The 23,925-nt window shown below is 73.2% G+C and carries 19 protein-coding genes; 2 read left to right on the top strand and 17 right to left on the bottom strand.

Annotated elements, in window-relative coordinates; all coding sequences use genetic code 11:
- Nucleotides 1–346: 346 nt before the first annotated feature.
- Nucleotides 347–2,854 (bottom strand): aminopeptidase N, encoded by a 2,508-nt coding sequence (pepN, locus tag ACWERV_RS30930; RefSeq protein WP_452939335.1) that lies wholly within the window; start codon nucleotides 2,852–2,854, stop codon nucleotides 347–349.
- Between the two features lie 87 nt (nucleotides 2,855–2,941).
- On the opposite strand from pepN, the gene ACWERV_RS30925 reads away from it, so the two are divergent.
- Entirely contained in the window at nucleotides 2,942–3,865 is a 924-nt protein-coding gene (locus tag ACWERV_RS30925) for a hypothetical protein (RefSeq protein WP_452939332.1), read from the top strand.
- 28 nt (nucleotides 3,866–3,893) lie between these two features.
- Here ACWERV_RS30925 and ACWERV_RS30920 read toward each other — a convergent pair whose 3' ends face one another.
- The 14 genes from ACWERV_RS30920 to ACWERV_RS30855 form a co-directional block, all read right to left on the bottom strand.
- Complete coding sequence (locus ACWERV_RS30920) at nucleotides 3,894–5,036, bottom strand: zf-HC2 domain-containing protein (protein WP_452939329.1); 1,143 nt, start codon at nucleotides 5,034–5,036, stop codon at nucleotides 3,894–3,896.
- A complete protein-coding gene (locus ACWERV_RS30915; RefSeq protein WP_452939326.1) occupies nucleotides 5,033–5,581 on the bottom strand; it encodes a sigma factor in 549 nt (182 codons plus the stop codon). The genes ACWERV_RS30920 and ACWERV_RS30915 overlap by 4 nt, the downstream gene beginning before the upstream one ends.
- A 186-nt stretch (nucleotides 5,582–5,767) precedes the next feature.
- Nucleotides 5,768–7,231: a glutamate synthase subunit beta gene (locus tag ACWERV_RS30910; RefSeq protein ID WP_398187218.1), complete on the bottom strand. Its 1,464-nt coding sequence runs from the start codon at nucleotides 7,229–7,231 to the stop codon at nucleotides 5,768–5,770.
- A complete protein-coding gene (gltB, locus tag ACWERV_RS30905) occupies nucleotides 7,224–11,771 on the bottom strand; it encodes a glutamate synthase large subunit (RefSeq protein WP_452939323.1) in 4,548 nt (1,515 codons plus the stop codon). Before gltB ends, ACWERV_RS30910 begins: the two co-directional genes overlap by 8 nt.
- A gap of 326 nt (nucleotides 11,772–12,097) precedes the next feature.
- Nucleotides 12,098–12,841: a VIT1/CCC1 transporter family protein gene (locus ACWERV_RS30900; RefSeq protein ID WP_452939320.1), complete on the bottom strand. Its 744-nt coding sequence runs from the start codon at nucleotides 12,839–12,841 to the stop codon at nucleotides 12,098–12,100.
- Nucleotides 12,842–12,957: 116 nt separating this feature from the next.
- Nucleotides 12,958–13,965 carry a prolipoprotein diacylglyceryl transferase gene (gene lgt, locus ACWERV_RS30895; RefSeq protein WP_452939317.1) on the bottom strand — a complete coding sequence of 336 codons (1,008 nt, stop codon included), beginning with the start codon at nucleotides 13,963–13,965 and terminating at the stop codon, nucleotides 12,958–12,960.
- A 138-nt stretch (nucleotides 13,966–14,103) separates the two neighbouring features.
- Nucleotides 14,104–14,937 (bottom strand): DsbA family protein, encoded by an 834-nt coding sequence (locus ACWERV_RS30890; protein ID WP_452939315.1) that lies wholly within the window; start codon nucleotides 14,935–14,937, stop codon nucleotides 14,104–14,106.
- A 91-nt stretch (nucleotides 14,938–15,028) separates the two neighbouring features.
- The gene (gene trpA, locus ACWERV_RS30885; RefSeq protein ID WP_452939312.1) at nucleotides 15,029–15,847 is read right to left on the bottom strand and encodes a tryptophan synthase subunit alpha; all 819 of its coding nucleotides are present in this window, start codon (nucleotides 15,845–15,847) and stop codon (nucleotides 15,029–15,031) included.
- Complete coding sequence (gene trpB, locus ACWERV_RS30880; protein ID WP_452939310.1) at nucleotides 15,844–17,100, bottom strand: tryptophan synthase subunit beta; 1,257 nt, start codon at nucleotides 17,098–17,100, stop codon at nucleotides 15,844–15,846. Before trpB ends, trpA begins: the two co-directional genes overlap by 4 nt.
- A 119-nt stretch (nucleotides 17,101–17,219) precedes the next feature.
- Nucleotides 17,220–17,381: a tryptophan biosynthesis modulator TrpM gene (trpM, locus tag ACWERV_RS30875; protein WP_398187192.1), complete on the bottom strand. Its 162-nt coding sequence runs from the start codon at nucleotides 17,379–17,381 to the stop codon at nucleotides 17,220–17,222.
- 71 nt (nucleotides 17,382–17,452) lie between these two features.
- Nucleotides 17,453–18,262 carry an indole-3-glycerol phosphate synthase TrpC gene (gene trpC, locus ACWERV_RS30870; RefSeq protein ID WP_398187187.1) on the bottom strand — a complete coding sequence of 270 codons (810 nt, stop codon included), beginning with the start codon at nucleotides 18,260–18,262 and terminating at the stop codon, nucleotides 17,453–17,455.
- Between the two features lie 167 nt (nucleotides 18,263–18,429).
- On the bottom strand, nucleotides 18,430–18,855 hold the full coding sequence (locus ACWERV_RS30865; RefSeq protein ID WP_452939307.1) for a DUF2752 domain-containing protein: 426 nt from the start codon (nucleotides 18,853–18,855) through the stop codon (nucleotides 18,430–18,432).
- 362 nt (nucleotides 18,856–19,217) lie between these two features.
- Nucleotides 19,218–19,484: an HGxxPAAW family protein gene (locus tag ACWERV_RS30860; protein WP_452939343.1), complete on the bottom strand. Its 267-nt coding sequence runs from the start codon at nucleotides 19,482–19,484 to the stop codon at nucleotides 19,218–19,220.
- A gap of 120 nt (nucleotides 19,485–19,604) precedes the next feature.
- Nucleotides 19,605–20,357 carry a TIGR02234 family membrane protein gene (locus tag ACWERV_RS30855; protein ID WP_452939304.1) on the bottom strand — a complete coding sequence of 251 codons (753 nt, stop codon included), beginning with the start codon at nucleotides 20,355–20,357 and terminating at the stop codon, nucleotides 19,605–19,607.
- Nucleotides 20,358–20,654: 297 nt separating this feature from the next.
- Here ACWERV_RS30855 and ACWERV_RS30850 point away from each other — a divergent pair, with 297 nt between their 5' ends.
- Entirely contained in the window at nucleotides 20,655–21,902 is a 1,248-nt protein-coding gene (locus ACWERV_RS30850; protein ID WP_452939301.1) for a S53 family peptidase, read from the top strand.
- A 95-nt stretch (nucleotides 21,903–21,997) separates the two neighbouring features.
- Here the strand turns inward: ACWERV_RS30850 and ACWERV_RS30845 are convergent, their stop codons facing one another.
- Both ACWERV_RS30845 and hisI read right to left on the bottom strand, forming a co-directional pair.
- Complete coding sequence (locus tag ACWERV_RS30845; protein ID WP_398187175.1) at nucleotides 21,998–23,518, bottom strand: anthranilate synthase component I; 1,521 nt, start codon at nucleotides 23,516–23,518, stop codon at nucleotides 21,998–22,000.
- 11 nt (nucleotides 23,519–23,529) lie between these two features.
- Nucleotides 23,530–23,883: a phosphoribosyl-AMP cyclohydrolase gene (gene hisI / locus ACWERV_RS30840; protein ID WP_398187172.1), complete on the bottom strand. Its 354-nt coding sequence runs from the start codon at nucleotides 23,881–23,883 to the stop codon at nucleotides 23,530–23,532.
- Between the last annotated feature and the right edge of the window lie 42 nt (nucleotides 23,884–23,925).

The following is a 23,925-nucleotide window of genomic DNA, read 5'->3' as shown; positions in this document are numbered from 1 at the left end:
TGCGCCTTCACCCTCACCCGTAGTAGGTGAGCCCCTCCCAGCGCATTCCTGCGGGGGCACCCCGCACCGTCCCCCTCCAGGCCGGTTCAGCGGCTACCTGCCGGGAGAGAGTTGCCGTTTTTAGGGGCGCGGGGAACTGCGCGACAAGCCCCCACCGCGGGGACGGCGAACTGCTACCGCAAGTGGCACTCACCCAGGGGCGCGGGGAACTGCGCGCTCAGCCCCCACCGGGCGGACGGCGAACTGCCACCGCAAGTGGCAACCACCCAGGGGCGCGGGAACTGCGCGCTCGGCCCCCGCCGGGGGACGGTCGCGGCGGGCACCGCGCGGGGCAGCCACGGGGTGGCTACCCCGCGGCCCCGCGGACGCGCAGCGTGCGGGACAGGTCGTCCAGCTTGTCGCCCAGCGCACGCGCAAGTGCGGGGGTCAGGCCGCCGGACTCCAGGCATGCGCTGCCCAGCTCAAGGGTCGAGGGGGACACCGCTGTGGACGGGAAGGCCGCCCGGCCCGCCTCCGAGGCGATCGCCGTGCCGCGGCGGGCGGCCAGCGGCGGGGCGTCGGTGAAGTAGCGGGGGACGTACTCCGCGGTCAGAGCGGTGTGTTCGGGCTGCCAGAAGCCCTGGGCGTGGGCCGCGAAGAGGTAGTTCGAGAGGGTGTCGTCGGTGAACATCGCCTCCCACGCGGCCGCCTTGGCCGCGGCGGTGGGGAGGGCGGCCCGGCAGCGGGCGGCGCCCTCGCGGCCCGTGGCGCTCAGGTCGGCGGCCAGCGCCGCGTCGATCTCGGCGGCGGAGGCGGCGCCGAGGACGGCCAGTCGCAGCAGCATCCGCCAGCGCAGTTCGGGGTCGAGCGGGGCGCCGCCGGGGATCTCGCCGGCGTCGTACCAGCCGCGCAGCTCCGTCACGGACTCCTCGTCGTACGCGCAGTCGACCAGCGCGCGGGTCGCGGTCAGGCGGGTGCCGTCGAGCCCGGCGGTGAGGAGCCGGCGGGCGGTGGTGGCCAGCGTGCGCAGCGCGGCGGGGCGGGCGTCGGGGGTGAGGTACTGGTCGGCGACGAGGGCGCGGGCGAAGGTGAGGACGGCCTCGACGATCGCGGGCTCGGGCTCGCCCGGCAGGTGGGCGGCGGCCAGGTCCAGGTAGTCCGCGGGCGGCAGGCCCCCGTCGCGGACGAGGGTGCGCGCGGCGTTCCAGGCGACGGCCCGGCCCAGCGGGTCGGGCAGGCCGCCGAGGGTGTCGCGCAGCGTCTGCCACGACCGGGGGTCGAAGTGGACCTTGGTGTACGTGAGGTCGCCGTCGTTGAGCAGGATCAGGTCGGGCCGCGGACCGGGCAGGTCGTGGTGCTCGCCGACCGACCCGGCGGCGACGTCCACCGTGAGCCGCTCGCGCAGCACCAGCGTGCGGGGGTCGGCGACGGCCCGGTCGTAGAGTCCGACGCCGACGCGGTGCGGGCGGGTGCCGCGGTGGCGGATCTCCAGCCGCCAGTGGCCCTCGGGCGCGCCCGGCGGGGTGTCGGGGGTGAGCGTGTCGATGCCGGAGGTGCGCAGCCAGGCCGCGGCCCACGCGGGCACGTCGCGGTCGGTGGCGCTGCCGAGGGAGTCGATGAAGTCGGCGAGGTCGGCGTTGCCGAAGCGGTGCCGGGCGAAGTGCGTGTTGAGCCCGGCGGTGAAGGCTTTGGGGCCGAGCCAGGTGACGAGCTGCCGCAGCGCGGAGGCGCCCTTGGCGTACGAGATGCCGTCGAAGTTGTTGAGCGCGGACGCGGTGTCGGGCACGTCCGCCGGGTCGGGCGCGACCGGGTGCGTCGAGGGCCGCTGGTCGGCGTCGTACCCCCACGCCTTGCGGGCGACTGCGAAGTCCGTCCATGTGCCGGTGAAGGACGTCGCCTCCGACAGCACCTGGAAGCCCATGTACTCGGCGAAGGACTCGTTCAGCCAGATGTCGTCCCACCAGCGCAGCGTGACGAGGTCGCCGAACCACATGTGCGCCATCTCGTGCGCGATCACCACCGCGCGGAACTGCTCCTCGGCCGGGGTGACGGCCGACCGGGGCAGGTACGCCTCGCGGAAGGTCACCAGGCCGGGGTTCTCCATGGCGCCCGCGTTGAACTCCGGCACGAACGCCTGGTCGTAGGAGTCGTACGGGTAGGGCTCGTCGAACAGCTCGTGGTAGCGGTCGAAGCAGCGCCGGGTGATGTCGAACAGCGCGGCCGCGTCCCGGTCCAGGTACTCCGCGAGCGAGCGGCGGCAGTGCAGGCCGAACGGCAGCCCGGCGTGCTCGGTGCGCACCGAGTGCCAGGGCCCGGCGGCGACCGCCACGAAGTACGTCGCGAGCGGCGGGGTCGTCGCGAGCTGCCAGCGGCCGGGCGCGGTACGGGTCGCGACGCCGTTCCCCAGCACCGTCCACTCCTCCGGGACGGTCAGCGTCACGTCGAAGACGGCCTTCAGGTCCGGCTGGTCGAAGGACGCGGCGACGCGCTGCATGTCGTTCATGAACAGCTGGCTGTGGACGTACGCCTCACCGTCCGCGGGGTCGGTGAAGCGGTGCACGCCCTCGCCGGTACGGGAGTACGGCATGTCCGCCTCGACGGTCAGCTCGTGCTCGCCCGCCGTCAGGCCGGTCAGCGGCAGCCGGTTGTCGTCGAGCAGCGCGGGATCCAGCTCCCGGCCGTCGAGGACGACGCGGCGCAGCGCGGCGGGGCGGATCTCGGCGAAGGTGTCGCACCCGCGCCGGGCCTCGAACCGGATCACGGCGGTGGAGGCGAACACCTCGTCCCCGCGGGTCAGGTCGACGTCGAGGGCGTAGTGGTGGACGGACAGGTCACGGGCGCGGGTCTCGGCCTCGGCGTGCGTCAGAACAGGCATGCGGCTCATGCTGCCCTACCGGGCCGCCGCCCGGTAAGCGCTGCCGCCGGGCGGCGCGTAGGCTCGTCGGCGTAGGGGGAGGTGGCCATGGCCGGGCACGCCGAGGACACGCAGCAGGGCGCCGGGGGCGGGCCGATCGTGCACGGTTTCCCGCACCTGGACACCGTACGGACCGCGCTCACCGCGCTCCACCGGCGGCTGTCCGCGGACGGCGTACGGCGTTTCGCCGCCCCCGTCGGCCCCGAGACCGCCGCCTTCCCCGCCGACGAGGACCTCTACCTCGGCGCGCAGCGGATCGCCCACGCGATGGTCCAGCACTTCCGGCTGCCGGACGCCCGCATGGTCGTGGGCTTCCGCGACATGGTCCACGCCGGGAACGTCGAACTCGCCGCGGGACCGGAGTACTTCGTCGAACTGCACGCCCGCTTCAAGACCGACCGGCGCGACATCGGCGCGGCACTCGCGCACGAGGTCATGCACGTCTACCTGCACCGGCTCGGCCTCTTCCTGCCCGGCACCCGCGACAACGAGATCCTCACCGACACCGCGACCACCTACCTCGGGGCCGGGTGGCTGCTGCTCGACGCCTACCGCGAGGACGCGGCGGTGGTCGGCGACCGCGTCACGCGCGCCGCGTACAAACTCGGCTACCTCACCCCGGAGGAGTTCGGCTACGTCCTGGCCAAGCGGGCCGCGCTCTTCGCGGAGGACCCCGAGCCGTGGTTCCGCTCCCCGCAGGCGGTCGACGCCTACCGCGCGGGGCGCGAGCGCCACGACGCGGACCTGCGCGCCGCTCCCCTCGCCGCCGCGCCCTGGACCGCCCGCCGCCGCTACGCCCGCGACCGCCGCGCGACGGCCTCCGCGCCCGGCTACGACTTCGCCCCGGGACCGACGGGCGTCAAGGTCTCCTTCCCGTGCCCGCACTGCTTCCAGCGCCTCCGCCTCCCCTGCCGGGGGCGGGTGCGGGCGAGGTGCACGCTGTGCCGGGCGGAGCTGGCGCTCGACACCTGAGCGCGGCGGGCGGCCCGCCGCGCTCCGCTCAGAGTCTGCTCATCGAGGCCACGGCGTAGAGCAGTTCGCGCACCGCCGCGCTGTCCCCGGTGTGGTCCGCGGCGGCGGCCTCCGGGTCGATGTGCCCGGCCGCCAGCCGGCAGAAGACGACCTCCGGCAGCGTGACGCGGCCGACGCAGTTGTCGGCCCCCGCCGGGCCTTCAGGTACGTCCACCGGCAGATACCACGCGCCGCCGCTCTCGCCCTCGATCTCCAGGCGCACGCTGCGGGCCGGGGCTCCCGGGTCGGTCACCGGACGCGGTGGCGCGGCGAGTCCGGCCTGCCGGCGGGCCGACAGCACCGAGGGGAGCATCTGCACGGCCACGGAGATGAGCGTCCTCAGGTGCTCGGGAACGGGCGGCGGATACGGGTGCTGCACCGCGTCCGCGATGTCGGTGGCGTGGATCCATGTCTCGAAGGCCCGGTCGAGCATGGCGAGGCGCAGCGGCAGCACCACGCCCTCGCCGTAGGGGACCGGGATGTCGGCGACCCCGCCGCCGCCGAAGGCGCAGGTGCGGATCAGCTCGTAGGCGTGCTCGCGCCACGTCCGGCGCGCGTCGTCGCCCGCGGCGGGATCGGCGGAGCCGGGCCCGTCGCCGTCGAGCTGCCGCCACATCTCCTCCGTCCGCAGGTCGGGACCCACGGTCTTGTCCTGGTCGCCCAGCGGGTCGGGCAGGCCCAGCGAGGCCGAGACCATGCCGTCGACGGCGAGCAGATGGCCGAGGACACCGGACACGGAGGTGCGCCGCTCGGCGCTCTTCTCCTCCTGGCGCCACTCCAGATCGACGGGCGCGCCCCACTGCTCGCCGGTCAGGTTGCGCAGGAGCGTGTCCAGCCGCGCGGTCTCGTTGTCGTAGGGCTGGGCGTAGTCCGGGACGGCGACCTGCGGGGAGCGGCTGCTCAGGCAGACGCCGAGCACCTCGGAACGCAGCGTGGCGGGCGGTTCGAGTTCCTCGGACGCGTACAGCGCGGACAGCGCGGCGTCCAGTTCCCGCAGCTCGGCGCCGCACCCGTCGCACCCGCCGAGGTGCTCCTCGACGAGTGCGGCCTCCTCCGGTGCGCACACCCCCAGCGCCCAGGCCTCCAGGAGCGGCCGCACCCGGGGGTGGTCGTCGTAGGTCCTGTCGCTCATCGCCCGCCCTTCCCCGCCGCGCCCGTCCGGGCCGCCACGACCTGCAGGCCCGCGCGCAGGCGGCGCAGTGCCTCCTCGCCGCTGATGCCCAGCTCCGCGGCCAGCTGACGGTAGTTCACGTCGCGCACCAGGGCCTGCTGGAGCGCCGACCGCACCGGTTCGGGCAGCGAGCGCGCCACGGCGGCGGCCGCGAAGAGTCCGGCGGGGGTGGTCCCCGCGGGCCCGGCGGCCCGGTCGGCGTCGTCCGCGGGCCGGGAGTCCCTGGCGGCGCGGGCGGCGGCGCGCTGGTAGGTCCGCGCGGCGAGCCACTTCGGCAGCCGCTCGCGCTGCGGCTCGAACTGCGCCGGATCCTCCCAGACGTCGCGGAAGACCTCGACGACGACCTCCTGGGCCGCCTTCTCCTCGCCGAGCAGGCGGACGGCGAGACCGTGCACCAACCGCGCGTGCCGGTCGTAGAGTTCGCCCAGCGCGGCGGCCTCGCCGCGGGCGAGACGCTGCTGGATCCGCCGTTCCCACAGCCTCGGGTCGTCCGGCGGATCCGCCATCGCTGCCTCCACTCCCGGTTACAGGCAGTACCACTGTAGCGCCGTGGCGTCGCCGGCACCCCCGTCCGCCGGGAGACGGCAACGGTCCCGGAAACAACACACAGCGCCCACCTCCGTGGTCGGGGAGGGGTGGACGCTGTGGTGTTACTGCACCGCACGTCGTTGTGCGGGACACACAGGGGACCGTCAGACGGTCAGCGGCCGGTCCGTGGGGCGGATCGGGGCCGGGAGCGCGGAGGGCAGGCCGGTCAGGTAGGAGTCGACCGCCTTCGCCGCGGAGCGGCCCTCGGCGATGGCCCACACGATGAGGGACTGGCCGCGGCCCGCGTCGCCGGCGACGAAGACACCGTCGACGTTGGTCGCGTAGTTCGCGTCGCGGGCGATGTTGCCGCGGGCGTCCAGCGCCAGGCCCAGCTGGTCGACCAGGCCGTTGGACTGGTCGGTGCCGGTGAAGCCCATCGCGAGGGTGACCAGGTCGGCCGGGACGACCCGCTCGGTGCCCTCCTGGGGGACGAACTTCCCGTCCTGGAAGACGACCTCGACCAGGTGCAGCTCGCGGACGTTGCCCTCCTCGTCGCCGGTGAACTTCACCGTGTTGACGGCGTAGACACGCTCGCCGCCCTCCTCGTGCGCGGAGGTGACCTTGTAGACGGCCGGCATCGTCGGCCAGGGCTGGCCGGCGGGGCGGTCGTCGGAGGGGCGCGGCATGATCTCCAGCTGGGTGACCGACAGCGCGCCCTGGCGGTGGGCGGTGCCCACGCAGTCCGCGCCGGTGTCGCCGCCGCCGATGACCACGACGTGCTTGCCCTCGGCGGTGATGGGGGACGTCACGAAGTCGCCCTCCTGCACCTTGTTGGCCAGCGGCAGGTACTCCATGGCGTAGTGCACGCCGTTCAGCTCACGGCCCTCGGCGGGCAGGTCGCGGGAGACGGTCGCGCCGGCCGCGATGACGACCGCGTCGTAGCGCTTGGCGAGCTTCGCGGCGTCCAGGTCGGTGCCGATCTGCACACCGGTGCGGAACTTGGTGCCCTCCGCGCGCATCTGCTCGATGCGGCGGTTGATGTGCCGCTTCTCCATCTTGAACTCGGGGATGCCGTAGCGCAGCAGCCCGCCGATGCGGTCGGCCCGCTCGTACACCGCGACGGTGTGCCCGGCGCGGGTGAGCTGCTGGGCGGCGGCCAGGCCCGCGGGGCCCGAGCCGATGACGGCGACGGTCTTGCCGGACAGCCGCTCGGGCGGCTGCGGGGTGACGTCACCGGCGTCCCAGGCCTTGTCGATGATGGTGACTTCGACGTTCTTGATGGTGACGGCCGGCTGGTTGATGCCGAGTACGCACGCGGACTCGCAGGGCGCCGGGCACAGCCGCCCGGTGAACTCCGGGAAGTTGTTGGTGGCGTGCAGCCGCTCGGAGGCGGCCTGCCAGTCCTCGCGGTAGGCGTAGTCGTTCCACTCCGGGATCAGGTTCCCGAGCGGACAGCCGTTGTGGCAGAACGGGATGCCGCAGTCCATGCAGCGGCCGGCCTGCTTGGTGATGATCGGCAGCAGCCCGCCGGGAACGTAGACCTCGTTCCAGTCCTGCTTGCGCTCCTCGACCGGGCGGGTGGGCGCGCCCTCGCGGCCGGTGGTGAGGAAGCCCTTGGGGTCAGCCATTTGCCGCCTCCATCATCTTCGCGGTGGTCTCGGACTCGGAGAGTCCGGCCTGCTCGGCGGCGTTCTTGGCGGCGAGCACTGCCTTGTAGTCCCTCGGCATGACCTTGCCGAAGCGGGTGAGGGCACCGCCCCAGTCGGCGAGCAGCCGCTCGGCGACCGTGGAGCCGGTCTCCTCTGCGTGACGGCGCACCACGTCGTGCAGCCACGTGATGTCGTCGGCGTCCAGCGCCTCGACCTCGACCATGCCGCGGTTGACGGCCGCCGGGTCCAGGTCCAGGACGTAGGCGATACCGCCGGACATGCCGGCCGCGAAGTTCCGCCCGGTCGGGCCGAGGACGACGGCCCGGCCGCCGGTCATGTACTCGCAGCCGTGGTCGCCCACGCCCTCGGAGACGACGGTGGCGCCGGAGTTGCGGACGCAGAACCGCTCGCCGGTGCGGCCGCGCAGGAACAGCTCGCCGCCGGTAGCGCCGTAGGCGATGGTGTTGCCCGCGATGGTGCTGTACTCGGCGAGGTGGTCGGCGCCGCGGTCCGGGCGGACGACGACCCGGCCGCCGGACAGGCCCTTGCCGACGTAGTCGTTGGCGTCGCCCTCCAGCCGCAGGGTGATGCCCTTGGGCAGGAACGCGCCGAAGGACTGGCCCGCGGAGCCGGTGAAGGTGATGTCGATGGTGCCCTCGGGCAGGCCCGCGCCGCCGTACTTCTTCGTCACCTCATGGCCGAGCATGGTGCCGACCGTGCGGTTGACGTTGCGGATGGCGACCTGCGCACGGACCGGGGCGCCGCTGTCCAGGGCGTCGGCGGCGAGCTTGATCAGCTCGTTGTCGAGCGCCTTGGCCAGGCCGTGGTCCTGCTCGGTGATGCGGTGCCGGACGGCGCCCTCGGGCAGCTCGGGCACGTGCAGCAGCGGGGCGAGGTCCAGGCCCTGGGCCTTCCAGTGGTCCACCGCGCGGCCGGCGTCGATGACCTCGGCGTGGCCGACGGCCTCCTCGATGCTGCGGAAGCCCAGCTCGGCGAGCAGCTCGCGGACCTCCTCGGCGATGAACTCGAAGAAGTTCACCACGAACTCCGGCTTGCCGGAGAAGCGGTCGCGCAGCACCGGGTTCTGGGTGGCGACGCCGACCGGGCAGGTGTCCAGGTGGCACACCCGCATCATGACGCAGCCGGAGACGACCAGCGGCGCGGTCGCGAAGCCGAACTCCTCGGCGCCGAGCAGCGCGGCGATGACGACGTCACGGCCGGTCTTGAGCTGGCCGTCGGTCTGCACCACGATGCGGTCGCGCAGCCCGTTGAGCAGCAGCGTCTGCTGCGTCTCGGCCAGGCCCAGCTCCCAGGGGCCGCCCGCGTGCTTGAGCGAGGTGAGCGGCGAGGCGCCGGTGCCGCCGTCGTGGCCGGAGATCAGCACCACGTCGGCGTGCGCCTTGCTGACGCCCGCGGCGACCGTGCCGACGCCGACCTCGGAGACCAGCTTGACGTGAACGCGCGCCTTCGGGTTGGCGTTCTTCAGGTCGTGGATGAGCTGGGCGAGGTCCTCGATGGAGTAGATGTCGTGGTGCGGCGGCGGGGAGATCAGGCCGACGCCCGGGGTGGAGTGCCGGGTGGTGGCGACCCACGGGTAGACCTTGTGGCCGGGCAGCTGGCCGCCCTCGCCGGGCTTGGCGCCCTGGGCCATCTTGATCTGGATGTCGTCAGCGTTGACCAGGTACTCCGAGGTGACGCCGAAGCGGCCGGAGGCGACCTGCTTGATGGCGCTGCGCCGGGCCGGGTCGTACAGCCGGTCCGGGTCCTCGCCGCCCTCGCCGGTGTTGGACTTGCCGCCGAGCTGGTTCATCGCGATGGCGAGCGTCTCGTGCGCCTCGCGGGAGATCGAGCCGTACGACATGGCGCCGGTGGAGAAGCGCCTGACGATCTCGGAGACCGGCTCGACCTCGTCCAACGGCACCGGCTGCCGGTCGGAGGACAGGCCGAACAGGCCGCGCAGCGTCATGAGGCGCTCGGACTGCTCGTTCACCCGGCCGGTGTACTGCTTGAAGATGTCGTAGCGCCGGGTGCGGGTGGCGTGCTGGAGGCGGAAGACCGTCTCGGGGTCGAACAGGTGCGGCTCTCCCTCGCGGCGCCACTGGTACTCGCCGCCGATCTCCAGCCGGCGGTGCGCGGCCTGGATGCCGGAGAGCGGGTAGGCCTTGGCGTGCCGGGCGGCGACCTCGGCGGCGACGACGTCGATGCCCGCGCCGCCGATCTTGGTGTCGGTGAGGTGGAAGTAGGTGTCCACGAAGTCGCGGTCCAGGCCGACGGCCTCGAAGACCTGGGCGCCACGGTAGGAGGCCACGGTGGAGATGCCCATCTTGGACATGACCTTCAGGACGCCCTTGCCGAGCGCCTTGATGAGGTTGCGCATCGCGGCCTCGGGCTCGATGCCGCTGAGGAAGGTGCCCGCGGCGACCAGGTCCTCGACGGACTCCATGGCCAGGTACGGGTTGACGGCCGCGGCGCCGTAGCCGATGAGCAGCGCGACGTGGTGGACCTCGCGGACGTCGCCGGCCTCGACCAGCACGCCGACCTGGGTGCGCTGCTTGGTGCGGATCAGGTGGTGGTGCACCGCGGAGGTGAGCAGCAGCGACGGGATCGGGGCGTGCTCGGCGTCGGAGTGCCGGTCGGACAGCACGATCAGCCGGGCGCCGTCCTCGATCGCGGCGTCGGCCTCGGCGCAGATCTCGGCGAGCCGGGCGGCCAGCGCCTCGCCGCCGCCGGTGACCCGGTAGAGGCCGGAGAGCGTGGCGGCCTTCATGCCGGGCATGTCGCCGTCGGCGTTGACGTGGATGAGCTTGGCCAGCTCGTCGTTGTCGATGACCGGGAAGGGCAGCGTGATGTTGCGACAGGACGCCGGGCTGGGCTCCAGCAGGTTGCCGGACGGGCCGATCGTGGAGATCAGCGAGGTGACCAGCTCTTCGCGGATCGCGTCCAGCGGCGGGTTGGTGACCTGCGCGAAGAGCTGGGTGAAGTAGTCGAAGAGCAGCCGCGGCCGGTCGGACAGCGCCGCGATCGGCGTGTCGGTGCCCATCGAGCCGATCGGCTCGGCGCCGGTGCGCGCCATGGGCGCGAGCAGGACGCGCAGCTCCTCCTCGGTGTAGCCGAAGGTCTGCTGGCGGCGGGTGACCGAGGCGTGGGTGTGCACGATGTGCTCGCGCTCGGGCAGGTCGGCCAGGTCGATGAGGCCGGCGTCCAGCCAGTCGGCGTACGGGTTCTGCGCGGCCATCTCGGCCTTGATCTCGTCGTCCTCGACGATACGGTGCGTGACCGTGTCGACCAGGAACATCCGGCCCGGCTGGAGCCGGCCCTTGCGCACGATGCGGGAGGGCTCGATGTCCAGCACACCGGACTCGGAGGCGAGCACGACCAGGCCGTCGTCGGTGACCCAGTAGCGGCCGGGGCGCAGACCGTTGCGGTCCAGGACCGCGCCGACGACCGAGCCGTCGGAGAAGGCGACGCACGCCGGGCCGTCCCAGGGCTCCATCAGAGTGGAGTGGTACTGGTAGAACGCCCGCCGGGCGGGGTCCATCGACTCGTGGTTCTCCCACGCCTCGGGGATCATCATGAGCACGCTGTGCGGCAGCGAGCGGCCGCCGAGGTGCAGCAGCTCCAGGACCTCGTCGAAGGACGCGGTGTCGGAGGCGCCGGGCGTGCAGATCGGGTAGATCCGCTCCAGGTCACCGGTGAACAGCTCGCTGGCCAGCTGCGACTCACGGGCGCGCATCCAGTTGCGGTTGCCCTTGACGGTGTTGATCTCGCCGTTGTGCGCCACGAAACGGTACGGGTGTGCGAGCGGCCAGCTCGGGAAGGTGTTCGTCGAGAAGCGCGAGTGGACGAGAGCGATGGCGGTGGCGGTGCGCCGGTCGGACAGGTCCGGGAAGAACGGCTCCAGCTGCCCGGTGGTGAGCATGCCCTTGTAGACGAGGGTGCGCGCGGACAGCGACGGGAAGTAGACCTCGGCCTCGCGCTCGGCGCGCTTGCGCAGGACGAAGGCGGGCCGGTCCAGCTCGATGCCGGACTTCGCGGCGCCGTCGGCGTCGGCGACGAAGAGCTGGGAGAAGAACGGCATGGTGGCGCGCGCGCTGGAGCCCAGCATGTCCGGGGCGACCGGGACCTCGCGCCAGCCGAGGACGGTCAGGCCCTCCTCGGCGGCGATGCGCTCGATGGCGTCGACGGCCTTGGCGCGGTCGTCCAGCTCGACGGGGAGGAAGGCCAGGCCGACCGCGTAGTGCCCGGCGGCGGGCAGGTCGAAGCCGGCGGCGTCACGCAGGAACGCGTCAGGGACCTGGAGCAGGATGCCCGCGCCGTCACCCGTGTCGGGCTCGGCGCCGGTGGCTCCGCGGTGCTCCAGATTGCGCAGGACGGTGAGCGCCTGCTCCACGAGGGCATGGCTGGCCTCGCCGGTGAGGGTGGCCACAAAGCCGACACCGCAGGCGTCGTGCTCGTTGCGGGGGTCGTACATCCCCTGCGGGGCGGGGTGCCCGTCCATGAACGCGGAACGCGAACGCATGGCTCTCCCGTCGTCGTCATTGGCTTGAAAGCATCGCCTGTCTCCAGGCATGCGCAACAGGGACGACGTTGGCCCTCTGCGATTTCGTGCAGGTTACATGATGGCCGAGTGTTCGAGAACCGGATACTCGGTTTCATCATATGGACATACCGAAGGGATGGAACGGCCATTTCGGGCCGTCCTCGTTCCGCGGGGGTGACCGACGTCGCCGAGGGGTGCCCTGGCTGCTCTGCCGGTTGGGTTACCGAGTGATGCCCCGTGCGGCGCTGACTGAAACGGCCACGAAACACAAGACTTGTACAGATGTGCCCGCGGACGGAATTCGGTCAGCCGACGGCGGTGCCGATCAGGCTTCCGAGTACGAAGGTAACTCCACCGGCGGCCGCACCCAAGACCAGCTGCCGCAGACCGCTGTACCACCACGACCGGGCCGTGACGCGCGCCACGGCCGCACCGCAGCCGAAGAGCCCGGCGAGCGCCAGCAGCACCGCGAGCCACAGCGACTCCGCGCCCAGCAGATAGGGCAGCACGGGCAGCAGCGCGCCCAGCGCGAAGGACACGAAGGACGACGACGCGGCCACCAGCGGTGACGGCAGGTCGCCCGGGTCCACGCCCAGCTCCTCGCGGGCGTGGATCTCCAGCGCCTGCTCCGGGTCCTTCGACAGCTGCCGGGCCACCTCGTACGCCAGCTCCGGCTCCACACCCCGCGCCACGTAGATCTCGGCCAGCTCGCGCAGCTCGTCCTCGGGGTGCCGGTCCAGCTCGATCCGCTCGACGGCCAGCTCGGCCTCGACCAGCTCACGCTGGGAGGCGACCGAGGTGTACTCACCGGCGGCCATGGAGAAGGCACCGGCCGCGAGCCCGGCCAGGCCCGTCACGACGATGGTGCGGGAGCTGACGTCACCGCCGGCCACACCGGTCATGAGCGCGAAGTTCGACACCAGGCCGTCCATCGCCCCGAAGACCGCGGGCCGCAGCCATCCGCCGGACACGTCCCGGTGCTTGTGGTGGGGTACGTGGTAGGGCGCGGACGGGGTGCCGGTGACGCCCTCGACGGCTGCGCTGGTCATACGGTCCACCCCTCCCCCGTGCGGTCGCAGGACCGCGGAATCCGGAAACAGGTTCGACCGTACAAGGCGAGGGCAGCCTCCCGCCAGCAAGGAAAGGCTGCCCTGACCTGCGAAAACTAGCCCGCGACGGGCTTGCCCGCGGGCTCCGCCGCATCCTCTTCCGGCTGCTCGGAGGCGGAATCGGCGGCCTCTGACCCAGCGCCGGTCCCGGCCGCGGGAGCGTCCTCGGCGTCCGCGTCGGCGGCCCCGACGGACTCGGCGCCGTCCTTCGCGCCCTCCGTGACCTCCGCCGCTTCCACCGCGCCGGGCTCCACGACCGCCTCGCGCCCGGGACGCAGCTTGTTCGACAGCACCAGGTACGCCACCGCCGCGACGAAGAGGACGATCGCCGTCCAGTCGTTGAGACGCATGCCCAGGATGCGGTGCGCGTAGTCGACGCGCATGTGCTCGGTCCAGAACCGGCCCACCGTGTACGCGGCCACGTAGAGCGCGAAGGCGCGGCCGTGTCCGAGCTTGAAGCGGCGGTCGGCCCAGATCACCAGGAGCGCGACACCGACGCACCACAGCGACTCGTACAGGAAGGTCGGGTGGTACGTGGCCAGGTCCGGCGTGACGTCCGGACGGTGCGCCGCGTCGATCTTCAGGCCCCACGGCAGCGTGGTGGGCTTGCCGTACAGCTCCTGGTTGAACCAGTTCCCCCAGCGCCCGGCGGCCTGCGCGAAGGCGATGCCCGGCGCGATGGCGTCGGCGTACGCCGGCAGCGCGATGCCCCGGCGGCGGCAGCCGATCCAGGCGCCCAGCGCGCCCATGGCGATGGCGCCCCAGATGCCGAGGCCGCCCTGCCACACCTTGAAGGCGTCGACCCAGTCCTTGCCGTCGGTGAAGTACAGCTCGTAATCGGTGATCACGTGGTAGAGCCGGCCGCCGACGAGGCCGAAGGGCACCGCCCACACGGCGATGTCGGCGACCGTGCCGACCTTGCCGCCGCGGTCGATCCAGCGCTTGTTGCCGTACCAGACGGCGATGAAGACGCCGATGATGATGCAGAACGCGTAGCCGCGCAGCGGGACCGGTCCAAGGTGGACGACGCCGTGCGAGGGGCTGGGGATGAATGCGAGTTCCATGGCAATGTCCGACGCTACCGTGCCGGACGCGAACTCGGCAGCCCGCCCGGCTACGTCTGGATAACGGCCGGGCGCGCAGTGTCGTGCCCCGGCGGCTCCGCGTGACCGCCGGGGCAGGTCAGCGGAGCCGCGGAGGTCTCACGGGGACGGGCTGGCGCTCGCCGTGGGCGCCGCCGTTGCCGTACCGGCGGGCTTGCCCTTGTTGGCGTCCGCGACCTTCTGCTTGAGGCTGTCCGGGGTCAGCGCCGGGCCGCTGCCGTAGACGCTCTTGCCGTTCAGCAGCACGGTCGGGGTGGCGTTGAATCCGGATTTCCCGAAGGCGTCATTGGATTTGCGCACCCAGTTGTCGTGTGTGCCGTCGTTCACACAGGACGTGAAGGCGGCCGTCTTCAGCCCCGGCACCTTCTCGGCGAGCGTGAGCAGGTTGTCCTTGTCGCCGAAGGCGTCGTCCTGCTCGTCGGGCTGGTTGTCGTAGAGGACGTCGTGGTAGGCGCGGAACTTCCCGGCGTCCTGGGCGCAGGCGGCGGCGTTCGCGGCGTTGAGCGAGCCCTTGCCGCCGAGATTGCCGTCGATGAGCGTGACCAGGTGGTATTCGGTGCGCATCTGCCCGCTGTCCTCCAGCGAGTGGATGGTGGGCGTGAACTGCTTCTCGAAGGCGTCGCAGGCCGGGCAGCGGAAGTCCTCGTAGATGGTGAGCACCGAGGGCGCGTCTGCGGCGCCGACCGGGATCACCAGGCTGTTGTCACCCGTGGCGCCGCTCGGCGCGGCGGCGGGGGTGCCGGGGAGGGCGCCGCTGCCCGAGCCGTGGTTGGTCGCCACGACCCCGATCACCGCACCGACACCCAGTACGGCCGCCACCACGACCACGGCGATCAGGGTCCGCTTGCGCCGCTGCCGGGCCTGCTCCCGGGCACGCTGCTCGCGCAGGGCCTCGCGGGCGCTGTGTTTTCCGTCTCGATTGCGTTCACTCACGCCCAGCGCAACGGCGGGGGGCGGCGCCCAGCGCCTCCCCCCGCCGTTTTTCGCCCGCGGGAGTGACGAAAACCGCTCCCCCGGGTGATCGTCAGGCCCGCTTGCGTACGCCCTCGGCCAGCTCGGCGGCCAGCGCGCGGACCGCGGCGAGCCCCGCGGCCAGGTCGTCACCGGCGTCCAGCACGCGCTGGACGAAGGCCGTGCCGACGATGACGCCGTCGGCGAAGCCCGCGACCTCGGCGGCCTGCGCGGCGTTCGACACCCCGAGGCCGACGCACACCGGCAGGCCGGTCGTGGCGCGGGTGCGCCGCACCAGGTCGGCCGCCTGCTCGCCGACGCTCGCGCGGGTGCCGGTCACGCCCATGAGCGAGGCCGCGTAGACGAAGCCGGAGCCCGCCTCGGTGATACGCGCCAGCCGCTCGTCGCGGCTGGAGGGCGCGACGACGAAGACCGTCCCGAGACCGTGCTCGGCGGCCGCCTTCCGCCACGCCACGGACTCCTCGACCGGGAGGTCGGGCAGGATGCACCCGGCGCCGCCCGCCTCGGCGAGGTCCGCGGCGAAGCGCTCGGCGCCGTAGCGGTCGATCGGATTCCAGTACGTCATGACCAGCACCGGCTTGCCGGTCGCCGCGTGCGCCTCGCGCACCGTGCGCAGCACGTCGGCGATGCGGACGCCGCCGCGCAGCGCGATGTCGTCGGCCGTCTGGATGACCGGGCCGTCCAGCACCGGGTCGCTGTGCGGCAGCCCGACCTCGATGACGTCGGCGCCGCCGTCGCAGGCCGCCTTGATCGCCTCGATGCCGCCGTCGACGGTCGGGAAGCCCGCGGGGAAGTACGCGATCAGCGCGGCGCGGTTCTCGGCCTTCGCCGCCGCGAGCGTGCTGTCCAGCAGTTCGATCGTGCCGCTCACTTGGCCGCCCCCTCAGCGCTCTCGGTGTCGTACAGCCCGAAGTAGCGGGCCGCCGTGTCCATGTCCTTGTCGCCGCGCCCGGAGAGGTTGACCAGCAGCAGGGCCTCGGGGCCCAGCTCGCGGCCCAGCTCCAGCGCGCCGGCCAGCGCGTGCGCGCTCTCGATCGCCGGGATGATGCCCTCGGTGCGCGACAGCAGCCGCAGCGCCCGCATGGCCGCGTCGTCCGTCACCGCGCGGTATTCGGCGCGCCCGGTGTCCTTGAGGTAGGCGTGCTCGGGGCCGACGCCCGGGTAGTCGAGACCCGCGGAGATCGAGTACGGCTCGGTGATCTGGCCCTCGTCGTCCTGGAGCACGTACGAGCGGGAGCCGTGCAGGATGCCGGGCTCGCCCGCGGTCAGCGTCGCCGCGTGCTCGCCGGTCGCCACACCGCGGCCGGCCGGCTCGCAGCCCACCAGCCGCACGCCCGCGTCGGGCAGGAAGGCGTGGAACAGGCCCATCGCGTTGGAGCCGCCGCCGACACAGGCCACCGCCGCGTCGGGCAGCCGCCCGGCGCGCTCCAGCAGCTGGCGGCGCGCCTCGACGCCGATCACCCGGTGGAAGTCGCGCACCAGCGCCGGGAAGGGGTGCGGGCCGGCGACCGTACCGAACAGGTAGTGGGTGCGGTCGACGTTGGCGACCCAGTCCCGGAAGGCCTCGTTGATGGCGTCCTTGAGCGTGCGGCTGCCCGAGGTGACGGAGACCACCTCGGCGCCGAGCATGCGCATCCGCGCCACGTTCAGGGCCTGCCGCTTGGTGTCGACCTCGCCCATGTAGATCGTGCACTCCAGGCCGAAGAGCGCGCACGCGGTGGCCGTGGCCACACCGTGCTGGCCCGCGCCGGTCTCGGCGATGACCCGGGTCTTGCCCATCCGCTTGGTGAGCAGGGCCTGGCCCAGCACGTTGTTGATCTTGTGCGAGCCGGTGTGGTTCAGGTCCTCGCGCTTGAGGAAGACCCGCGCGCCGCCCGCCTCAGCGCCGAACCGCGGTACCTCGGTGAGCGCGCTCGGCCGGCCGGTGTAGTTGGCCTGGAGGTCGTTCAGCTCGGCGGCGAAGGCGGGATCCGCCTTCGCCTTCTCGTACTCGGCGGCGACCTCGTCCACGGCGGCGACCAGCGCCTCCGGGATGAACTTGCCGCCGAACGCGCCGAAGTAGCCCTCGGCGCTGGGGGTTCGACCCTCCGGGTCGGGGAGGAAGAAGTCCTGCTCTGCTGGCATGGGTGTCCCCTGGTCAGGTGTACGTACGCGCCGCGCGCGGGCTGAGTGCCCCGCGCGCCGGGCGCGGTGAAGGAGCCGTACGCGTACGGCGGAGGCTGCTTGGCCGCTTGTGCGGCTGCCTATGCGGCTGCTGCGGCTGAGCCGCGGCGCCATCGCCTGCCGTTCACCTGGCCGGGCTCACACCCGATGACGTACCGCACGCGCCGCCCCAGCACCCGGCGCGCCGGCGCCCGGCACCCTCGGGGGCGGCATCCGCGTGCCAGCCGTACGTCCAATGACATGCCCCGTACCTTACCGTGCGATGCGGCTGCGCCGGGCGCGCGTTTCAGGAGCGCGGGGAACCGCGGTGAGGTCAGTCCCGGCCAGGCCGCAGGGCCGGGTGCGCGCCGGCGGCGACGAGATCCGCGACCGCCGTCCGGGGATCGCGGCCGGTGACGAGGGACTCCCCCACGAGCACCGCGTCCGCCCCGTCGTTCGCGTAGGCGATCAGATCGTGCGGCCCGCGCACCCCGGACTCCGCGATCTTCACGATGTGGTCCGGGATCTCCGGCGCGACGCGCGCGAAGTTCCCGCGGTCGACCTGGAGCGTCTTGAGGTCGCGCGCGTTCACACCGATGACCCGCGCCCCCGCGTCCACCGCCCGCGCGACCTCCTCCTCGTCGTGCACCTCGACGATCGGGGTGAGGCCGATCGACTCCGCCCGCTCGATGAGCGAGACGAGCGCGGGCTGGTCGAGGGCCGACACGATGAGCAGCGCGAGGTCCGCCCCGTAGGCGCGGGCCTCCCACAGCTGGTAGGCGGTGACGATGAAGTCCTTGCGCAGGACGGGGATGTCGACCTTGGCGCGGACCGCCTCCAGGTCGGCGAGGGAACCGCCGAAGCGGCGCTGCTCGGTGAGGACGCTGATGACCGCCGCGCCGCCCGCCTCGTAGTCGGCGGCGAGACCCGCGGGGTCGGCGATGGCGGCGAGCGCGCCCTTGGACGGGCTGGACCGCTTGACCTCGCAGATGACCTTCACGGCGTCGCCGCGGAGCGCCGCGACGCCGTCCTTCGCGTCACGGGCCTTGGCGGCGCGCTCCTTGAGCTCGTCGAGGGACACGCGAGCCTGCCGCTCGGCAAGGTCGGCACGGACTCCGTCGATGATCTCGTCGAGCACACTCACGCGACAGCTCCCTTTCGGCCGGCCGTACAGCGAAATGATCAGGCCAGTGGCGGTGACCACCGGCTCAGACGATGGTATCGGGCAGGCGCCCGGCAGCCCGCATCCGGTGATCCGCGGTCCCACCACCTGGACAATCTTGCCCCGGCCATGGAGACCATCGGTACGGCTCAGGGCGCGAGCGCGGCACCGAAGGGCAGATTCCTCACCACGGTGAAGGCCAGCAGCAGTCCGCACAGGGCGTACAGCGCGGCGGGCGGCAGGGCCGGGTCGAAGCGCCGGCCGCGCAGCGTGCGCAGGAACCACAGCGTCCAGACGACGGCGAAGACGGCGTATCCGGCGACGGCGGCGGCGTTGCAGCCCAGCGCCGTGCCGAGGTGCCCGTGGGCGAGCGCGTACGCGCCGCGCAGGCCGCCGCAGCCGGGGCAGTACAGGCCCGTGTAGTGCAGCAGCGGGCACACCGGGTAGTGCCCCGACTGGTTCGGATCGACGGCGGCGACGTACCCGAACCCGGCGAGGACCGTGCCGAGCACTCCCAGCGGTACGGTGATTTTGCCGCGCAGGCGGGTGGGGGGTGCGGCTGCGGCGTGGGTCACGCCGCCGATCCTCCCCTCACGCTCCTCGGGCCCGCACCCCGAAAGCCCCCATACGAGTGAGGGCGCGACTCCGCCGCGGGGCACCCGTTTTTGGGGGCGCGGGGAACTGCGCGAGCAACCCACCACCGGCCGGTGGTCCGGATCGGACCGAAGAGACCCTTTGGGTCGGTGACGACCCGCGCCCCGGTGGGGGCTGGTCGCGCAGTTCCCCGCGCCCCTAAAAGAACAAACGAGGGCCCCGCGGCGCAGCCGCACCCCAAAAACGAGTGCCCCGCGGCAGCGGAAACGCGGCGGCGCAGCACGCACCCCGCGAGGGGAACGGCTGCGCCGGAGGGGTACGGGGCAAAAGCCCCGAGGGAAGGTCAGGCGTGAGCGGCGGCCTGCTCGCGCTCACCGCGCTCACCGCGCTCACTCGTCGCCGGCACCGTGACGTCGAACTTGCGGCCCATGCCCATGGTCTTCATGACACCGCCGACCACCGGGCCGAGCACGGTCACGCCGATGCTGATCCAGAACGGGATCGGGTCCGCGGCGACGATGAAGACGCCGGCGGCGCAGAAGCCGATGAAGGAGATGATCACGCCGGTCCAGGCGGCCGGGGTGTGTCCGTGGTCGTAGTGGGCCGCCATGAAGAACTCCCTGATGCTCACACTCGGGGGCGACCTTCGCCTCCTGCTCCGCTCCCATTGTTGCGCGTATCGGGTGCGGAACGTGCAGCGGGGTGGGCGCGCCGGGGTGTGGTACCGGTCTCAGGCGGCGGGGCCGGTGGGGTCCTCGCCGCGGTCCAGGGCCTTCCAGAGGTCCTCCGCCCGGTCGGGATCGACGGGCGGTGCGGGGCGGCGGGCGGCGGGGCCCCGGGGGCGGGCCGGGCGGGCGGTGTCGGTGCGGTCGTAGCGGCTGGACATCGCGGGCCAGGAGGGTCCGTGGCGCAGGGCCAGCAGTCCGGCGACGAGCAGCAGCAGGCCGCCGGCGACGGAGACGAAGGGCCAGCCGGTGGTGGTGACGTGCCGGGCGGTGTCGTGTGCGAGGCCGGCGGTGGAGGCGGCGGCCTCGTTCACGGCGGCGTGGCTGCCGCGCCGGGCGAGCGCGGCGGCGACGGTGCCGAGGCCGCTGAGCGCGAGCAGCGCGGAGACGACGTGGCGTCCGGCGCGGCGGACGGCGAAGACGGCGACGAGCGAGGCGAGTCCGACGAGGGCGAGGGCGCCGGGGAGCGCGGTGGTGTCGGTGCCGCTGGCGTGCACGGGGAGGTTGGTCTCGCCGAAGGCGGCGTAGCCGCGCGACCAGGTCTTGCCCGCGGCGACCAGGACCAGGCTCGCCCCGAGCGCCCCGGCGGGCAGGGCGACGGCGAGGGTGCGCAGTCCGGCGCGCCGCGCGGCCCTGGCGTCGTCGCGCGCGGAGACGGTCACGGCGGCGTCGGGCGCGGGCCCGGCGTCGGACGCGGGATCGGGGGCGTCGGCGGCGGCTTCTGCGGCGGGGGCGGACTGGCGCGGGACGGAGGTCACTCCCCCACTATCCCCTGCCGCCGGGCGGAACCGGCGACCGGGGGCCCGGGGCGGCGGTGCGGGGACGAAACGTGGCACATCTCCGGCACACCCCCCGGCCCGTCATGATCGGGTCAAGAATGCGCCAACCCCCGCCCATTAAAAGGTAAAACGGCGACGGACCTTCCGCTTTCGTCCGCTTCGCGCCCTTGTTGGCGTGCGCCCGTCACCCTACGTTCTCGGCCAGTCCCCCGCACCCCACATATCGCAGGGGCCTCTCCACTCACGCACCACCGACTCCCCCACAGGAGGACGCACGTGCACGACACCCCCCACATCCGTACGCACACCCGCCATACCTGGCCGGCCCTGGTCGCGGCGGCAGGTCTCGCCGCGGCCGGGCTGGTGGGCCTCGCGCAGCCCGCGGGGGCCGCGCAGGACGCCGCCCCGGCCCATCGGCTGACCACCGCGCGCTCCTGCGCGGTCGCCACCGCCCCGGACGCGATGGCCTGCAAGGCGCTGCGGGTCACCAGCGGCAGCGACACCCTCGCGCCCGCGGCGCGTTCCGCGCACCCGGCGGCCATCCCGTCGGGTTACGGACCGTCCGAGCTGCGTGCGGCGTACGCGCTGCCCGACACCGGCGGCGAGGGCGCCACCGTCGCGATCGTGGACGCCTACGACAACCCCAACGCGGAGGCGGACCTGGCCACGTACCGCGCCCAGTACGGCCTGCCGCCCTGCACCACCGACAACGGCTGCTTCCGCAAGGTCGACCAGCGCGGCGGCGCCACCGTGCCGGTGCCCAACACCGGCTGGGCCGAGGAGATATCGCTCGACCTCGACATGGTCAGCGCGATCTGCCCGGCCTGCCACATCCTGCTGGTCGAGGCGGACACCTCGTTCCTGACCGATCTGGGCGAGGCCGTCGACACCGCGGTCGCGCTGGGCGCCCGGTACGTCTCCAACAGCTACGGCGGCGCCGAGTCGGCCGCGGACACGACGTACGACAGCGACTACTTCGACCACCCGGGCGTCGCCATCACGGCCAGCTCCGGGGACGGCGGGTACGGCGTGCTGTACCCGGCGGCCTCGCCGTACGTGACGGCGGTGGGCGGCAGCTCGCTGCGGCCCGACGACAGCGCGCGCGGCTGGACGGAGTCGGTCTGGGGCGGCGCGGGCTCGGGCTGCTCGGCGTACGACCCGAAGCCGGCGTGGCAGCAGGACACCGAGTGCGCCGGCCGTACCGTGGCCGACGTCTCCGCGGTGTCCGACCCGGCGACCGGTGTCGCGGTCTACGACACCTACGGCAACGACACCGGCTGGGAGGTCTTCGGCGGCACCAGCGCCGCGGCCCCGCTCATCGCGTCGGCGTACGCGCTGGCCGGGCCGCCGTCCGAGGGCTCCTACCCGGCGTCCTTCCCGTACGCGCACGGCGACGCGCTCAACGACGTGCAGAGCGGCACGAACGGTGAGTGCGCGGGCTCCTACCTGTGCACGGGCGCGGCCGGCTACGACGGCCCGACCGGCGTCGGCACCCCGAACGGCCTGGCCGCCTTCACCGGCTGACCGGCCGCAGGAACGGCCGGGGGCGGCGCGGGTGTGACGACCCGCACCGCCCCCGGCACCCGCACGAGATCCGTCCGGCGCTTGCACGCGATCCGCTACGAGGAACGCGCCGCCCGCGTCATGTGGTTGGCGATCGCGACCGCCCGCAGTACCGCCGCCGCCTTGTTGCGGCACTCGGTGTCCTCCGCCTGCGGGTCGGAGTCGGCGACGACGCCCGCGCCCGCCTGCACGTACGCGACGCCGTCGCGCAGCACGGCGGTGCGGATGGCGATCGCGGTGTCGGAGTCCCCGGCGAAGTCCAGGTAGCCGACGCAGCCGCCGTAGACGCCGCGGCGGACGGGCTCCAGCTCCTCGATGATCTGCATGGCGCGCGGCTTGGGCGCGCCCGACAGCGTGCCGGCCGGGAAGCACGCGGTGAGCACGTCGAAGGCGGTGCGGTCCTCGGCGACCCGGCCGGTGACGGTCGAGACGATGTGCATGACGTGCGAGTAGCGCTCGACCGACATGAAGTCGACGACCTCGACGCTGCCCGGCTCGCACACCCGCCCCAGGTCGTTGCGCCCGAGGTCGACGAGCATCAGGTGCTCGGCGCGCTCCTTGGGGTCGGCGAGCAGTTCCTCGGCGAGCGCCGCGTCGGCCTGCGGGGTGGCGCCGCGCGGCCGGGTGCCCGCGATGGGGTGCACCATGGCCTGCCCGTCCTCGACCTTGACCAGTGCCTCGGGGCTGGAGCCGACGACGTCGAAGCCCTCCAGCCGCAGCAGGTACATGTACGGCGAGGGGTTGGTGGTGCGCAGCACGCGGTAGACGTCGAGGGCGCTCGCCTCGCAGTCGGTCGTCATCCGCTGCGAGACGACGACCTGGAAGGCCTCGCCCGCGTGGATGCGCTCCTTGATCTCGACGACCGCGCCCTGGTACTCCGGGCCGCCGAAGCCCCAGCTGACGGGGAAGTCGACGGAGGCGGGCAGTTCGGCGGGCGGCTGCGGCAGCGCCCGGCCGAGGTCGGCCTGCATCGCGTCGAGGCGGGCGACGGCGTCGGCGTAGGCCTCGTCGACGCCGGTGTCCCGGTCGTTGTGGTTGATCGCGTTGGCGATCAGCAGCACCGTGCCGTCCCAGTGGTCGAGCACCGCGAGGTCGGAGGTGAGCAGCATGGTCAGCTCGGGCAGGCCCAGCGGGTCGTGGGTGCTGTCGCCGATGCGCTCCAGGCGGCGCACGATGTCGTAGCCGAGGTAGCCGACCATGCCGCCGGTGAAGGGCGGCATGCCGGCGGTGAGGTCGCGCGGGGTGTGCAGGGCCTCGACGGTGGCGCGCAGCGCCTGGAGCGGGTCGCCGTCGACGGGCACGCCGACCGGCGGGGTGCCGAGCCAGTGCGTCTGCCCGTCGCGTACGGTCAGCGTCGCCGCGGACCGCACCCCGACGAAGCTGTAGCGGGACCAGGAGCCGCCGCCGGCGCCGCTGTTGGAGCTGGTGTCGGCGGATTCCAGCAGGAAGGTGCCGACCCGCTCGGCGGCGAGCTTGCGGTAGAGCCCGACCGGGGTGTCGCCGTCCGCGAGGAGGCGGCGGCTGACCGGGATGACGCGGCGGTCGACCGCGAGCTTGCGGAACGTGTCCAGGTCCATGGCCGCAGACCTTACTGGCCCGGTGCGGGCAGCAGGACGTCCGCGTCGAAGCATGTGCGGTCCCCGGTGTGGCAGGCGGCGCCGACCTGGTCGACCCGCACCAGCACGGTGTCGCCGTCGCAGTCCAGCGCGACCGACCTGACGTGCTGCACGTGCCCCGAGGTGTCACCCTTGGTCCAGTACTCGCCGCGGCTGCGGCTCCAGTACGTGCAGCGGCCGGTGGTGAGGGTGCGGTGCAGCGCCTCGTCGTCCATCCAGCCGAGCATCAGCACCTCACCGGTGTCGTACTGCTGGGCGATGGCGGGCACCAGGCCGTCGGCGGTGCGCTTGAGGCGGGCGGCGATGGCGGGGTCGAGCTGGGACATGGGTCCATGATGCCGCCGGTCGGGGTGTGCGCGGAAATGACG

The organism is Streptomyces sp. NPDC004031 (assembly GCF_053604375.1).
Note: the sequence above shows the minus strand (reverse complement) of the source record. Positions and strands in the feature narration are given on the sequence as shown.